This window comes from Sinorhizobium arboris LMG 14919 (assembly GCF_000427465.1).
GTDB classification, from domain to species: domain Bacteria; phylum Pseudomonadota; class Alphaproteobacteria; order Rhizobiales; family Rhizobiaceae; genus Sinorhizobium; species Sinorhizobium arboris.
In genome coordinates this window covers 557,230-571,688 of sequence record NZ_ATYB01000008.1, presented here as the reverse complement: position 1 = coordinate 571,688, position 14,459 = coordinate 557,230, and the positions used below count along the sequence as shown (strand labels likewise).

At 63.2% G+C, this 14,459-nt stretch carries 11 protein-coding genes; 4 read left to right on the top strand and 7 right to left on the bottom strand.

Going from position 1 to position 14,459, the window contains the following annotated elements; all coding sequences use genetic code 11:
• Positions 1-45: 45 nt before the first annotated feature.
• The 4 genes from phnD to SINAR_RS0103310 all read right to left on the bottom strand — a co-directional run bounded on the left by phnD (position 46) and on the right by SINAR_RS0103310 (position 4,216).
• Complete coding sequence (gene phnD / locus SINAR_RS0103325) at positions 46-951, bottom strand: phosphonate ABC transporter substrate-binding protein (RefSeq protein WP_027997734.1); 906 nt, start codon at positions 949-951, stop codon at positions 46-48.
• A 91-nt stretch (positions 952-1,042) separates the two neighbouring features.
• Complete coding sequence (gene phnC / locus SINAR_RS0103320) at positions 1,043-1,882, bottom strand: phosphonate ABC transporter ATP-binding protein (RefSeq protein WP_027997733.1); 840 nt, start codon at positions 1,880-1,882, stop codon at positions 1,043-1,045.
• 169 nt (positions 1,883-2,051) lie between these two features.
• Positions 2,052-3,179: an NAD(P)/FAD-dependent oxidoreductase gene (locus SINAR_RS0103315; RefSeq protein WP_027997732.1), complete on the bottom strand. Its 1,128-nt coding sequence runs from the start codon at positions 3,177-3,179 to the stop codon at positions 2,052-2,054.
• Between the two features lie 80 nt (positions 3,180-3,259).
• Positions 3,260-4,216 (bottom strand): LysR family transcriptional regulator, encoded by a 957-nt coding sequence (locus SINAR_RS0103310; protein WP_027997731.1) that lies wholly within the window; start codon positions 4,214-4,216, stop codon positions 3,260-3,262.
• Between the two features lie 185 nt (positions 4,217-4,401).
• Here SINAR_RS0103310 and SINAR_RS0103305 point away from each other — a divergent pair, with 185 nt between their 5' ends.
• Both SINAR_RS0103305 and SINAR_RS0103300 read left to right on the top strand, forming a co-directional pair.
• Positions 4,402-5,589, top strand: a complete 1,188-nt coding sequence (locus SINAR_RS0103305; protein ID WP_027997730.1) for an acyl-CoA dehydrogenase — start codon at positions 4,402-4,404, stop codon at positions 5,587-5,589.
• A gap of 8 nt (positions 5,590-5,597) precedes the next feature.
• Positions 5,598-6,782, top strand: coding sequence for a CaiB/BaiF CoA transferase family protein (locus SINAR_RS0103300; RefSeq protein WP_027997729.1), 1,185 nt, complete (start codon positions 5,598-5,600; stop codon positions 6,780-6,782).
• 191 nt (positions 6,783-6,973) lie between these two features.
• On the opposite strand, the gene htpG is transcribed toward SINAR_RS0103300, so the two are convergent.
• Positions 6,974-8,863 (bottom strand): molecular chaperone HtpG, encoded by a 1,890-nt coding sequence (gene htpG / locus SINAR_RS0103295; protein WP_027997728.1) that lies wholly within the window; start codon positions 8,861-8,863, stop codon positions 6,974-6,976.
• A 199-nt stretch (positions 8,864-9,062) separates the two neighbouring features.
• Here htpG and SINAR_RS0103290 point away from each other — a divergent pair, with 199 nt between their 5' ends.
• A complete protein-coding gene (locus tag SINAR_RS0103290; protein ID WP_027997727.1) occupies positions 9,063-10,241 on the top strand; it encodes an acetate/propionate family kinase in 1,179 nt (392 codons plus the stop codon).
• 82 nt (positions 10,242-10,323) lie between these two features.
• Here SINAR_RS0103290 and SINAR_RS0103285 read toward each other — a convergent pair whose 3' ends face one another.
• Together SINAR_RS0103285 and SINAR_RS0103280 are read right to left on the bottom strand one after the other, a co-directional pair.
• Positions 10,324-11,799: an NAD-dependent succinate-semialdehyde dehydrogenase gene (locus SINAR_RS0103285; RefSeq protein ID WP_027997726.1), complete on the bottom strand. Its 1,476-nt coding sequence runs from the start codon at positions 11,797-11,799 to the stop codon at positions 10,324-10,326.
• A 115-nt stretch (positions 11,800-11,914) separates the two neighbouring features.
• A complete protein-coding gene (locus SINAR_RS0103280; protein ID WP_027997725.1) occupies positions 11,915-13,183 on the bottom strand; it encodes a 4-aminobutyrate--2-oxoglutarate transaminase in 1,269 nt (422 codons plus the stop codon).
• A gap of 217 nt (positions 13,184-13,400) precedes the next feature.
• Here SINAR_RS0103280 and SINAR_RS0103275 point away from each other — a divergent pair, with 217 nt between their 5' ends.
• On the top strand, positions 13,401-14,231 hold the full coding sequence (locus tag SINAR_RS0103275; protein WP_027997724.1) for a MerR family transcriptional regulator: 831 nt from the start codon (positions 13,401-13,403) through the stop codon (positions 14,229-14,231).
• Positions 14,232-14,459 lie beyond the last annotated feature (228 nt).

The window sequence follows — 14,459 nt, the reverse complement described above, 5'->3', positions numbered from 1 at the left end:
CCGGCCGCAGCTCGGCGGCCGGCTCAGAACGGCGCGTTTTGGCGATCAGCCGCCGATCGTCGCCTTGCGGGCGTCGATGATAGGCTTGTAGAAATCGCTGTTGACCTCGACGAAACCGGTGAACTCGCCGCCCTGAATGGCGGAGAAGCAGGCGGCGTCGGTCTTCGGCAGATCCATCATGAACTGCTTGAACTTGGCCTTGATGTCGTCGTTCAATGCGGTACGCACGACGATCGGGCCGTTCGGGATCAGCGGCGACTTCCACAGTTCGACGAGGTCGTTCATGTCGACGATACCCTTGTCGACCATCTTGCGCAGGTTGCCCGAGGTGTAGCCGTCCTTGAACTCGCCGACGCCCGAGCCGAAGGTCGTCCCGGCATCGAAGGTGCCCTTGACGACTTCAAGCACCAGGTTTTCGTGGCCGCCGCCGAAACCGGTCTCGCCGAAATATTCCTTGACCGGCGCGCCGATCGCTTCCGGCAGCGTGACGAGGGGAACGAGATAGCCCGAGGTCGAGTCCGGATCGGCGAAGCCGAGCTTCTTGCCCTTCAGGTCTTCGAGCTTTGTGATGCCGGAGTCCTTGCGGGCAACCATGATCGAATGATAGCCCGTGGAGCCGTCGGTCTGTACGGTCGTCAGGATTGGCTCGACCGCATCAGCCTTGGCGAGATAGATCTTGGCATAGCCGGAGGCGCCGAGTTCGGCGTAATCGAGCGTGCCGCCGAGGAGGCCCTGGATCACGCCGTCATAGTCTGCCGCCGGGAAGAGGGAGACCTTTTCGACGCCGATGGCTGCCGGGAGCTGATCGACGAGGCACTGGTAGTTGCGCAGGCGGTCGGCTTCGTTTTCGCCGCCGATGATGCCGACGCGGAATTCCTTCAGGTCTTCGGCCTGTGCATGGCCGACGAGGGCGAAGAGCGCGACGGCGCTCAGAAGTGCTTTTTTAAGCATTGGGTTCGTTCTCCCGTTTTCCCGGACGCGCCCGGGTTTTGCTCGGTTTCGAAATGGCGCCCTTGACGCGGGCATTCGATCGCGGCGGACCTTAAGGGCCGGCCAGTGCCAGCGGCTTCAAGCCGGCCGATGCTGTTTCCCGCGGGGCTTCCGCGGGGATATTGATGCTGGTCGAGGTCATCGACTCCTCGATCGCCGTGTCCGCGCCATAGATCGCCGCGACCGCGGCGGCGGTCAGATACTTCGGCTGCCCGTCGAAGACGACGCGGCCATGCGCCATGCCGATGATCCGCTCGCAATAGTTTCGCGCAGTATCGAGCGTATGCAGATTGGTAATCACGGTGATCCCGTCGCGCTCGTTGATGTCGCGCAGCGCGTCCATCACGATTTTGGCATTGAGCGGGTCGAGCGATGCGATCGGCTCATCGGCAAGCAGCACCTTCGGCTGCTGCATCAGCGCGCGTGCGATTGCGACACGCTGCTGCTGCCCGCCCGAGAGCGTGCCGGCCGGCTGAAGGGCGGTCTGTTCGATACCGAGCCGCTCGAGCGCACCGATCGCCATGATGCGCTCTTCGCGGCTGAACATGTTGAGCACGCTCAGTACGGTGGATCGATGGTTGAGCCGTCCGAGGAGAACGTTGGTCAGCACGTCGAGGCGAGGCACCAGATTGAATTGCTGGAAGATCATCGCGCAGTCGCGCTGCCACTCGCGCAGGGCCGCCCCCTTGAGCGAGGAGACCTTTACGCCGCCGAATTCGATCGAACCGGAGGACGGGTCCACGAGACGGTTTATCATGCGCAGCAGTGTCGACTTGCCGGCGCCGGAGCGGCCGATAATGCCGACCATCTGGCCTTGCGGAATGTCGAAGGTAACCGAGCTGACGGCTGTCTTCTTGCCGAATTGGCGGGTTACGTCCTTCAACTGAAACATTGGCAGCAGTTCCTCTTTCGGGGAGACCGGTCATCGGTATGACCCTGCCATATCCGCGCTTCATGAAGGCGCAGTGTCAGTTTCGTGTAGGTTCTGTTACAGTGCACAGGTGCGGTTTCTGAGCCTCGGGCGGTTTTGATCCCGGACAGGCGTTGGCGATCGGGACCGCCTAGCTTTGGAGGCGACGGGGATCGAAAATGCCGGGATCGAGCCCTTCGGCACCAAAGCCTTCCGGCGGCGCGGTGTCGCTCAGAAGGGTTGCTGCCAGTGCGCCCAGCGCAGGCGAGGTGAGGATCCCATAGCCGCCCTGGCCGGCCAGCCAGAAAAAATCTTGGCGCCCTTGCGCAAAACCGATGACGGGCAGCCGGTCGGGGGAAAAGCTGCGCAGGCCCGCCCAGCTTTTGACGATCCTTTTTACCGGGATCGTCGTCGCCTCCTCGACATAGTGTGCGGCCCAGGCGACATCGATCTCCTCCGGCTGAACGTCCGATGCTTCGCACGGCGTCGCATCGGCAGGCGAGGCGAGCAACCTTCCTCCCTCGGGCTTCATGTAAAAGTCTTCATCTATTTCGTTGATTTCCGGAAGGCTTGGCGCATCGATTCCCGCCGGCAAGTCGACGGTGATGGCGGTGCGGCGATGCGGCACGATGCCGGCCGGCTCTACGCCGAAGAATGCGGCGACGGCGTCCGCCCAGGCTCCGGCAGCATTGACGACGACTTTGGCCCCTATCTCACCGGCAGCCGTGCGCAGCAGCCAGCCCGATACACCATGCCGAGCGGCCAGGATTTCGTGGCGCTCGAGAATGTCGCAGCCGTTGCGGCGGGCGCCTTTGACATAGCCCTGGAGCAGGTTCTCGACCTCGATGTCCCAGAAATTCGGGTCGTGGAAAGCGGCTGCGACATAATCGGCCCTGAGGATTGGAACGCGGGCAAGCGCCTCGTCCCTGGTGAGCCGCTCGATCTCCGGCGTGAATTCACGTTCTTCGGCAAGCAGCTTCTCAAATCGCGCGAGCTTCCCGGCGCCGGCGATCATCACGCCGCCGCGCCGCCTTAACAGCGCCACGTCGCTGAAGCCTTCCGGCGGCCTGTCGAAGAAGTCCTTCGATATCGTCGCAAGTGCGCAGATCTCCGGTGCGTTGTATCTGAGCACGAATTCTGCGGCCGAGCGGCCGGTGCTATGATAGCCGAGTGCCTCTTCCCGCTCGAGGACTGCGACGGAACGATGCGGACTGAGGAAATAGGCTAGCGACAGGCCGGCGATGCCACCCCCGATAATCACAACGTCGTAGTGTCGCATGTGCCCGCTCCCGCTGCTTCCCGCCGGGACCATAGGGAGGGTGAGGGTGCTGTTCAAATTTATAGTGATTAATGCGACTATCAATCCTGCTGATGGTCGAGACAGTGATCCAGCGCTTCGGTGTCTGCGACATGGGCGAGGAAAGCGGCTTCGGCCACGTTGAGTATGGAGTTCGGATTGGAGATGCGGAATACGTCCGTCGTCGGCAGGTCGCGATAAGGCGGCAATTGCCATAACTCCCCCGCCGCGACGGCCGGGCGGGCGATATGGTCGGGCAGCATTCCTATGCCGACATCGGCGGAGATCAGCCGCATCACCTCCTCGACATTGCAGGAAACGCCCCGAACCTGCTGGCCGAAGGAGCCGACGGCGCGGACCGCGGTTACGGAATTCATATGCTGTCCGCCAAGCACATCGGCTATGAAGGCGATATAGGGGTCGCCGCGCAGATCGTGGAAATCGACGCCCTCGACGCCGAAGAGCCGATGGCCGCGGCCGCAATAGAGAGCATAGCGTTCGCGTATGTGAAAGCTCTTGTTCAAGCCCTCCGGTATGATTCCGTCGCAAAGGCCCATCGTCGCTATGTTGCGCTCGACGGCGCTCAGGACGTCGGCGGTCGTCGCAACCGTTATGGACAGCGTGACCTTCGGATGCATGCGAAAGAAGCTGCCGAGCTTTCGATCCCAGGCGGGATTGTGGGCGTGGCTCACCGCATGGATGTTGAGATGGCCGGTAATTTCCTCACCCGCCGTTTCCAGAACATGCGGCAGCCGAATGACGGCGGCGAAGATGTCGCGGCACTGGAGGTGCAGTTTCTCGCCCGCTTCGGTCAAGTCGAAGCGTCCCGGACGGCGGTCGATCAGCTTCTGGCCGATCGTCTGCTCCAGCCGTTTGAGCGCCATGCTGACGGCCGGCTGCTGCAGGAGCAGTCGGTTTGCGGCCGCCGTGATGCTGCCTTCCTCGACGACCACGACGAAGGTGCGCAGGAGGTTCCAGTCGAGATTGTGGGCGAAACGTTCGAGGCGGTTGCTGGTCATGTTCGCAAGGAGAGACGAGGGACTTCATGCATAATCAGAAGAATGGCCGGGATAACAAGTCCATTCGCCAGGTCCCCATCGGACTATTCATGCAGCGGGCGCATGAGCCGGTGTCTCAATTTCGTTTGAAAGCCTTGACCCGGCTTGTCATAACACGAGGCGCGACAATGCGACGGGAGATAGACATGGCCGGCAAAAGCCAATTCCAGTGGGACGATCCGTTTCTGCTCGAGGATCAACTGAGCGAAGACGAGCGGATGATCCGTGACACGGCGCGAGCCTATGCCCAGGAAAAGCTGCAGCCGCGCGTGATCGAGGCTTACCGCGAAGAGACGACCGATCCGGCGATCTTCCGCGAGATGGGCGATCTCGGCCTTCTCGGCGTCACCGTTTCCGACGAATATGGCGGTGTCGGCGCGTCCTACGTCGCCTACGGTCTTGTCGCACGCGAGGTGGAGCGCGTCGATTCCGGCTATCGATCCATGATGAGCGTGCAATCGTCGCTCGTCATCTATCCGATCTTCGCCTACGGTTCGGAGGAGCAGAGGCGGAAATACCTTCCCAAGCTTATCAGCGGCGAGTGGATCGGCTGCTTCGGTTTGACCGAGCCGGATGCCGGCTCCGACCCGGCGGGAATGAAGACGCGGGCGATCAGGACTGAGGGCGGTTACCGTCTCGTCGGCTCGAAAATGTGGATCTCCAATGCGCCCCTTGCCGACGTCTTCGTCGTCTGGGCGAAATCGGAAGCGCATGACAATGCTATCCGGGGCTTCGTGCTGGAGAAAGGCGCGAAGGGCCTTTCCGCACCGAAGATCGCAGGCAAGCTTTCGCTGCGCGCCTCGATCACCGGCGAAATCGTTCTCGACAATGTCGAGGTCGGCGAGGAGGCGCTGCTGCCGAATGTCGAGGGACTTAAAGGCCCCTTCGGCTGCCTCAACCGCGCCCGCTACGGCATTTCCTGGGGCGCGCTCGGCGCGGCAGAATTCTGCTGGCATGCCGCGCGGCAATACGGCCTCGATCGCAAGCAGTTCAACCGGCCGCTCGCACAGACGCAGCTTTTCCAGAAAAAACTCGCCGACATGCAGACCGAGATCGCGCTTGGGCTGCAGGGCTCGCTCAGGGTCGGACGGCTGATGGACGAAGGCCGCATGGCGCCGGAGATGATCTCGATCGTCAAGCGTAACAACTGCGGCAAGGCACTCGATATTGCCCGAATGGCGCGCGACATGCATGGCGGCAACGGCATTTCCGAGGAATACCAGGTCATGCGCCACATGATGAACCTGGAAACGGTCAATACCTATGAGGGCACCCACGACGTGCATGCGCTGATCCTCGGCCGCGCCCAGACCGGGCTGCAGGCCTTTTTCTGAGCGCGGCCATGGAAGCGCCGCTCAAGGGCATCCGCGTACTCGAACTTGCCCGCATCCTGGCGGGTCCCTGGATCGGGCAGACGCTCGCCGATCTCGGGGCTGATGTGGTCAAGGTCGAGAGTCCTGCCGGAGACGACACCCGGACCTGGGGGCCTCCTTTCGTGAAAGGCATGGGTAAGGAAAGGTTGGATGCGGCCTATTTCCACGCCTGCAACCGCGGAAAGAGGTCGGTCGTTCTCGATTTCACGACCGAGGAGGGCCAGGAGGCGGTGCGCCGGCTCGCTGCGCAATCCGACGTTTTGCTCGAGAACTTCAAGGTCGGCGGGCTCGCCAAATACGGGCTCGATTATGAAAGCCTGAGGAAAGTCAATCCGCGGCTCATCTATTGCTCGGTCACCGGCTTCGGACAGGACGGGCCCTATGCTCATCGCGCGGGCTACGACTACATCGTCCAGGGCATGAGCGGCATCATGGACCTGACGGGCGAGCCGGATCGCGAACCGCAGAAGATCGGCGTCGCCTTTGCCGACATTTTTACCGGTCTCTATGGCGTTATCGCCGTGCAGGCGGCGCTGGCGCAACGGGAGCGCACGGGCGAGGGCCAACAGATCGACATGGCGCTGCTCGACTGCATGACCGGCGTGCTCGCCAATCAGGCGCTGAATTTCCTCGTTTCCGGAAAGGCGCCGCGGCGGCTCGGCAATGCCCATCCGAATATCGCGCCGTACCAGGTGTTCCCGACGGCCGACGGACACCTGATCGTTGCGGTGGGAAACGACCGCCAATTCGTGAAGTTCTGCGAACTCCTCGGGCGGCCGGATCTCGCGGCGGATGCGCGTTACCGCACCAATGCCGACCGCGTGCAGCACCGCGACAGCCTGACGCCTGATCTCGCGGCGGAAACGGCGAAGTACGAGAGGGACGCGCTGCTCGAGAAGCTGGAAGCGTCAGGCGTTCCCGGCGGCCCGATCAACACCGTCGCCGACGTTTTTGCCGATCCGCAGATCGTCCACCGGCAGATGCGAGTGGACACGCCGCACACCGGTGCGGCAACCGGGACGTCTCCGGGCGTGCGCACGCCGATCCGCTTTTCAGGCGCGGCGCTCGCCCTGGAGCGTGGCGTTCCTCGGCTTGGAGAGCATACGGAGGAGGTGCTCGCCGAACTCGGGATGGATCTGCCGACGAGTGGGTAAGTGAATTTGAGCCCTGAATATATGCCCCTCACCCTAACCCTCTCCCCGCAAGCGGGGCGAGGGGACGAGTGCGAGGCCGCCGCGAGTCTCCTTCGCCCCGCTTGCGGGGAGAAGGTGGCCGGCAGGCCGGATGAGGGGCTTTTCTCCAAGAGCGTTTCACGACTTCATTGAAACATCGAAACGTTAATGCCTCATCCCTTCAAAGCCCGATCGAACACGCGCGACAGCCTTTCTGCGAAGGCGCGCGGGTCTTCGGGCTTGTCGCCGTCGAGGACGCGTGCCTGGTCGAGGAGGAGCTTGACCGCGTCTTCACGGAAGGCTGTGTCCTCCCGGGGGCAGGTGGCAAGCGCGGCGATCAGCTGATGACCGGGATTGATCTCGAGGACGGGCTTTGGCGCGCTTTCGATACGCCCGGCGCCCTGCAGCATCTTCTGGAGCTGCCGATCCGGTCCCTGTTCGGGCGCCACCAGGCAGACGGCGCTCTCCGTCAGCCGGTCGGAGGTCCGCACGTCTGAAACAGCCTCGCCGAGCGTCTCCTTGGCGAAGCTCACGAAGTCGGTGACTGCGGTGCCTGCTTCCGGGGAAGCGGCGTCCGCATCGTCCTTCTTGGCGATGCCGGCGAGATCTGCCGCACCTTGCGTGATCGATTTGAACGGCTTTCCTTCGAAGTCGGGAGCGGTCGTAACCCAGAAGCTGTCGACAGGACACGTCAGGAGCAGCACCTCGATTCCGCGGGCGCGAAAACCTTCGAGCTGGGGCGAGGCCTTCAACTGGGCGAGGTTGTCCCCGGTCAGGTAGTAGATCGCCGACTGGCCTTCCTTCATCTCCCTGACGTAATCGCTTAAGGAGCGCGGTTTCTCGTCGTCGGCAGTCGTGCGGAACCGCGACAGCGCAAGCAGCTGTCCGCGCCGCTCGAAATCCTCGTAGATGCCTTCCTTGATGACGCTGCCGAAGTTTTCCCAGACTTTGGCGAAGGCGTCGGGATCGCTTTCCGCGAGCTTTTCGATGCTGGTCAGGACCCGGTTCGTCAGCCCCTTGCGGATGCTCGCGAGAAGAGGACTTTCCTGAATCATCTCGCGCGAGACGTTGAGCGGCAGGTCGGCCGTGTCGATAAGGCCGCGCACGAAGCGCAGGTAACGAGGAAGCAGTTCCGCCTCGTCGGTGATGAAGACGCGCTTGACGTAGAGCTTCATCCGGCCCTTGCGATCGGGGTCGAAGAGATCAAAGGGCTTCGAGCCGGGCACGAAGGCAAGCGCCGTATATTCGTGGCGTCCCTCGGCGCGGAAATGGACCGTCAGTGCCGGCTCGTCATATTGCCCGGCCACGCCGCGATAGAAATCGGTATAATCGTCCTTGCTGATCTCGCTTTTCTGCTTTGTCCAGAGCGCTGTGCCGTCTGCGACCTGTGCCGGTTCTGCTCCAGGCTTTTCGACGATCGAGATCGGGACCGGGACGTGGCCGGATTGCTCCTTGACGATGCGCTCGACCGTCCAGCGGGAGGTGAAGGTCTTGGCGTCATCCATCAGATGCAGCGTGATGCGCGTGCCCCGCGCCGGCGCGTCGGCAAGGCTGACCGCCGAAACCGTGTAGCTTCCCTTGCCGTCGGACGCCCAGTGCCATGCCTTGTCGGTGCCGGCACGGCGGGAAACGACATCGACGTTGTCGGCCACCATGAAGGCCGAATAGAAGCCGACGCCGAACTGGCCGATGAGCTGGGCCCCGTCCTTGTTCTGCGCCGCTTCGATTCGCTCCATGAAGGCGCGCGTGCCGGAGCGCGCAATCGTACCGAGCGACTCGACGAGTTCGTCGCGACTCATGCCGATGCCGTTGTCCTCGATCACGAGGCGGGCATTCTCCTCGTCGAGCGTCAGCGTGATGCGCGAAGCGGGATCGCTGCCAAGCAGTTCCGGGGCGACGATCGCTTCGTAACGCAGCTTCTCGCAGGCGTCGGCCGCGTTCGAAATCAGCTCGCGGAGAAAGACGTTCTTGTCGGAATAGACCGAGTGCACCATCAGGTGCAGCAGCTTCGCCACATCGGCTTCGAAGACATGTTTCTCTACGGACGTTTCGACTTCACTCATCGCGTTTTCGGACCTCCTTGATGTTTGCTCCCAATTGGCAAGCCGCGGCTTGAATTTCAAGGGCCGTCTTGCGGCGGCCGAGCTTCGGTGCGAAGCTCCCGGGTGACCGCAACGGGGAGTGAGCGAGAGGCTTTGCCATGCCATTCATCACGGCAGCATCGGCTTTGCGCGGCGAGTGGCAGAGGTAGCGATCCGACCCATGGAAGCGCTGCTCGTCGTCAATGCCGGCTCGTCCAGTCTCAAGTTCCAGATCTTCGGCATCGCCGCGGCGGGGCCCGAGCGGCAGATTCGTGCCAGGTTGGAAGGCGTCGGAACCCGGCCACGTCTGACGGCGACGACAGCCGACGGCACGCAGCTCATCGATCGGCGCTTCGATACGGCCGCCGTTCAAGATCTTCCGGCGGCCCTTTCAATCGCACGCGATTGGCTGTCGACGCTTCGCGGTTTCGAACTCCGGGCGATCGGCCACCGGGTCGTGCATGGCGGTCCGGACTATGTCCGGCCGGTGCTGATCGACGCGCCGGTGCTCGATCGGCTTGCGAGCTATCAGGATCTCGCGCCGTTGCACCAGCCCAACAATCTTGCGCCGATCCGCCTTGCCATGGCGATCGAGCCGGACGTGCCGCAGGTTGCCTGCTTCGACACGTCCTTCCACCGGGGGCGCGTCGAGCATACAGACTGCTACGCCCTGCCGCGCGCCTTCTATGATGAGGGCGTGCGGCGCTATGGCTTTCATGGGATTTCCTACGAATACATCGCCGGGCGGTTATGCGAGGTGGCGCCGGAGGTCGCCCGCGGCCGGGTAATCGTCGCTCATCTGGGCAGTGGCGCGTCGATGTGCGCGCTGAAGGATGGCCGCAGCGTCGAAACGACGATGGGCTTCACGGCGCTTGACGGGCTGCCCATGGGCACGCGGCCCGGCCAGCTTGATCCTGGCGTCGTCCTCTACCTGCTCACGCAGCGGGGTATGAGCGCCCAAGACGTTTCTGACCTCCTCTACCATCGGTCCGGACTGAAAGGTCTCTCCGGGATGTCGAACGACATGCGCGACCTTCTGGAGAGCGGCGATCCGCGCGCCACCTTTGCAATCGACCATTTCGTGCATCGCTGCGCGCTCAACGCCGGCATGCTGGCCGCAGCCTTGGGGGGCCTTGATGCTTTCGTCTTTACCGCGGGGATCGGCGAACGCTCCGCGCCGATCCGGGCCCGTATTTCCGAAGGTCTCGCCTGGCTCGGTGCGGAGCTCGATCCGGCGGCAAACGATGCAGGCGCCTCGATCATCTCGAAGGGAGGCAGCCGCGTCGCGCTCCACGTCATGCCCACCGACGAGGAATTGATGATCGCCCGCCACACGCTTGCAGTTATCCGTGCTTCTTGAAGAAGCCGGCCGAAACCTGATTCCTCAGATGGGAATCTGCATGTACTCTCCCATTGCGGGGGAGATGGCCGGCTGGCCTCGATCAGATATTCCCCATGCAGAGATACTTCATCTCGAGATAGTCCTCGAGACCGTGGCGGGAGCCTTCCCGGCCGATGCCCGATTGCTTGATGCCGCCGAAGGGAGCGGCTTCCGAAGACATCCGGCCCGTATTGATGCCGACCATGCCGTATTCCAGAGCCTCGGCGACATGCCAGACCCGTTTCAGGTTCTCGGCGTAAAAATAGGCCGCGAGGCCGTAGATCGTGTCGTTCGCCTCGGCCACCACCTGCTCGGCCGTCTCGAAGCGGATGATCGGGGCGATCGGCCCGAAAGTCTCTTCCTGCGCGATGCGCATGTCGTGCGCGATGCCGGTAAGCACGGTCGGTTCGAAGAAGGTGCCGGTCGTTCCGATCCGGCTGCCGCCCGAGCGCACCTGCGCTCCCTTGGCGACGGCGTCGGCTACATGCGCCTCGATCTTGTCGATCGCGTGGGCGTCGATCATCGGACCGATGGCGACGTCGGGAGCGAAACCGTCACCGACCGTGAGTTCGCGCACGCGCGCGACGAACTTGTCGGCAAACGCGTCATGCACCGCGGATTGCACATAGATGCGGTTCGCCGAAACGCAGGTCTGGCCGGCATTGCGGAATTTCGCCTGGACCGCGCCGTCCACCGCCTCGTCGATATCGGCGTCGTCGAAGACGATGAAGGGGGCGTTGCCGCCGAGCTCGAGGCTTACCTTCTTGATCTGGTCGGAGCATTGCCGCATCAGGAGCCTTCCGACCTCCGTCGATCCGGTGAAGCTGATCTTTCGGACCTTGGGATTGCTGCAGAGTTCGCGCCCGATCGGGGCGCCTTCGGAGGCGTAGAGAAGGTTGAGCACGCCTTCGGGGAAGCCCGCCCTCTCGGCAAGCACAAACATGGCGCCGGCTACCAGCGGCGTCTGTTCGGCGGGCTTCAGGACGATCGTGCAGCCGGCGGCAAGCGCAGGGGAAATCTTGCGGGCGACCATCGAGGCCGGGAAATTCCAGGGCGTGATCGTGCCGACCACGCCGACCGGCTGCTTGATCACGAGCATACGCCGATCGTTGGCGGGTGCCGGGAAGGTCTCGCCGTAGACGCGCTTGGCTTCCTCCGCGTACCACTCGACGTAGGAAGCGGCGTGCAGGACTTCTCCCTTTGCCTCGCCGACGGGCTTGCCCATTTCGGCGGTCAGGATCGCGGCGAGGTCGTCGGCATGCTCGACGATCAGGTCATGCCAGCGACGCAGGATGATGCTGCGATCCTTGGCCGGCTTGCCGGCCCAAAGAGGCTGGGCGAAGGCGGCCGCGTCGATGGCCGCGCGTGCGTCATCGATTCCCATGTCCGGAAGCGTCGCGAGCAGTTCGCCGGTCGATGGGTTGGAAACATCGAAGGTGGGGCCGGCCCATTCTTCGGAGGGCCGGGTGACGCTGCCGAGCGAGGCGAAGAGCTCCGCTGTTCGGATGTGTCTGGTGAGTGCGGGCATCAGGGCCATCGGACGTCCTCCCGCGATCCCTGCGGCGACCGCAGGTATCGCTTCTATTCCTTGTGAGGGCGTGGATCATGCGCCCCGGCATGGGCGACCGCGATAGCGGCCGGCCCGGCAGCCGTCAACCGCGTGCTTCGAGGATCGATACCTCGATAATGTCGAGGGCTTCTGCGAAGACCTCGTCCTGGATCGTGATCGGCGCCAGGAAGCGGATGACGTTGCCATGGACGCCGCAGGTCAGCAGGATGAGCCCCTTGTCGAGGGCAAGGAGGCGGACCCTGTTGGCGAACTCGGCGCTCGGCAGGTTGGTCTTCACGTCGTTGAATTCGACGGCATTCATGAAGCCGGGTCCACGGATGTCGACGATCTCCGGCACCTTCTCGCGGATCGCTGCAAGGCGCTGCTTCAGCCGGCTGCCGAGCTGGTTCGCCCGCTCGCACAGGTTCTCCTCGGCAATCACGTCGAGGACGGCATGCGCGGCGGCGATGCCGAGCGGATTACCGCCATAGGTGCCGCCGAGGCCGCCCGGCCCGGGTGCGTCCATGATCTCGGCTCGGCCGGTGACGGCGGCAAGCGGGAAGCCGCCGGCGAGGCTCTTCGCCATCGTCGTCAGGTCCGGCGCGACACCGTGATGTTCCATGGCGAAGAGCTTGCCGGTGCGGGCAAAGCCGGTCTGCACCTCGTCGGCAATCAGCAGGATACCGTGCTGGTCGCAGATCTCGCGAAGCGCCTTCATGAAGGCGGTCGGGACCGGATAGAAGCCGCCTTCGCCCTGAACCGGCTCGATGATGATCGCCGCGACACGGGCCGGATCGACATCGGCCGCGAAGAGCTTCTTCAGCGCCGCAAGCGACTGCTCGACGGTCACGCCGTGAAGCTCGATCGGGAAGGGGGCGTGGAAGACATCTGCCGGCATTGCGCCGAAGCCGACCTTGTACGGAACGACCTTCCCCGTCAGGGCCATGCCCATGAAGGTGCGTCCGTGGAATCCGCCGCCGAAGGCGACGACCGCCTGGCGGCCTGTCGCTGCGCGCGCGATCTTGACGGCGTTTTCGACGGCCTCCGCACCGGTGGTGACGAAGATGGTCTTCTTCGCGAAGTCGCCGGGAACGATCGCGTTCAGGCGCTCTGCCAGATGCACGTAGTTCTCATAGGGTACCACCTGGTGGCAGGTATGGGTGAAGCGGTCGAGCTGCGCCTTGACGGCTGCGATCACCTTCGGGTGGCGGTGGCCTGTATTGACCACGGCGATGCCGGCGGCAAAGTCGATGTAGCGGTTGCCTTCCTTGTCCCAGATCTCGGCATTTTCCGCCCGATCGGCATAGACCTGCGTGGTCATTCCGACACCGCGGGAGATGGCTGCATTCTTGCGATCTGTGAGGCTCGTCATCGTTGTCGTCCTGGTCGAGAGGGAATATATTGCATTTTTTCTGCAACTTTTCTCAGGAAGAGGTACATTTTTCACGATGGATTGCAAATCAAATTTGCTGATCGAGGCAACACCCGTATTGATGGGCGCTTCTTGTGCAGCCGCCGCCGCGCTCGCGGCTAGATAGCGCCAGCGCGGCGGCTGCACGGATCCGGCACGGTGATAAGGATATGAATTGATGGGCGGTATTGGCGGCATTCGCTACAAGGTTGCCGAGGCGGCAAGGCTAGCGGGCGTGTCGGCCTCGACGCTCAGGCTATGGGAAACGCAAGGCCTCGTCGTGCCGGAGCGTTCGGTGACGGGGCATAGACAATATACCGATGCCGATCTCGCCCGGCTGAAGCGCATTTCCTGGTTCCGCTCCGAACGCGGCCTCAACCCCGCAGCGATCAGGGAGGCTCTGGAGGCTGAAAGCGCCTTCACAGAAGACGAAAATGGCTCCGCCACGCCGACCGACGACAATGGCGACCTGCAGGTCGGGCGGAAGCTGCGCAGTCTGAGGCATGCCGCGGGCAAGACGCTGGAACAGGTGGCCGGTGACATCGGCATCGCCGCATCCGTGCTTTCAACTCTGGAGCGGACGTCGCAGGGTGTCTCCATCGCCGTTCTGCACAATCTGGCGGAATATTTCGGAACCACCGTATCGAGCCTCTCCGGCGAAGAGGAGACAGGAGCGCGGGCGCTCGTCCGGGCCGGCGAATGGCGCAACTGGCCGCGCACGGCACCGGGGGTGACGGTGCAGCTGCTTGCCGAAGGCAGGAACCAGATGGATTGCCATCGCTTCGTTCTGGCGCCAGGCGCGTCGAGCGAGGGCGCCTACCGGCATGAGGGGGAGGAATTCGTGTATGTTCTCTCCGGGCATGTGGAGTTCGTACTGGATTCGGATCAGTTCTACGACCTTCATCCGGGCGACTCCCTCTATTTCGAGAGCCGGCGCCGTCATGCCTGGTCGAACAGGCATGACGGCGAAACCGTGTTGTTGTGGATCAATACGCCCCCGACGTTTTGACGGGAAGCACCGGCACTCACGGCTAAGCGGGATGAGGAAAGTATGCGGTCTTCTGCGCATCCCGCCGCCAGCTATCGGAATCGATCAACGATCTGCACCCGATCAATGAAGCTGCCCCCGTGTGACACGGCTCAACGCCCTTGCGGTATGATATTGCGGGCGAGCCACACTCCCGACGTCTTGGGACCAGGCGGGCTGTGTTGATGAAGTGTGGGACAAAGTTTGGCC

Coding starts and splice junctions, on each gene's coding strand:
- phnD (WP_027997734.1), bottom strand. CDS start 951: ATGCTTAAAAAAGCACTTCTGAGCGCCGTCGCGCTCTTCGCCCTCGTC.
- phnC (WP_027997733.1), bottom strand. CDS start 1,882: ATGTTTCAGTTGAAGGACGTAACCCGCCAATTCGGCAAGAAGACAGCC.
- SINAR_RS0103315 (WP_027997732.1), bottom strand. CDS start 3,179: ATGCGACACTACGACGTTGTGATTATCGGGGGTGGCATCGCCGGCCTG.
- SINAR_RS0103310 (WP_027997731.1), bottom strand. CDS start 4,216: ATGACCAGCAACCGCCTCGAACGTTTCGCCCACAATCTCGACTGGAAC.
- SINAR_RS0103305 (WP_027997730.1), top strand. CDS start 4,402: ATGGCCGGCAAAAGCCAATTCCAGTGGGACGATCCGTTTCTGCTCGAG.
- SINAR_RS0103300 (WP_027997729.1), top strand. CDS start 5,598: ATGGAAGCGCCGCTCAAGGGCATCCGCGTACTCGAACTTGCCCGCATC.
- htpG (WP_027997728.1), bottom strand. CDS start 8,863: ATGAGTGAAGTCGAAACGTCCGTAGAGAAACATGTCTTCGAAGCCGAT.
- SINAR_RS0103290 (WP_027997727.1), top strand. CDS start 9,063: ATGGAAGCGCTGCTCGTCGTCAATGCCGGCTCGTCCAGTCTCAAGTTC.
- SINAR_RS0103285 (WP_027997726.1), bottom strand. CDS start 11,799: ATGGCCCTGATGCCCGCACTCACCAGACACATCCGAACAGCGGAGCTC.
- SINAR_RS0103280 (WP_027997725.1), bottom strand. CDS start 13,183: ATGACGAGCCTCACAGATCGCAAGAATGCAGCCATCTCCCGCGGTGTC.
- SINAR_RS0103275 (WP_027997724.1), top strand. CDS start 13,401: ATGGGCGGTATTGGCGGCATTCGCTACAAGGTTGCCGAGGCGGCAAGG.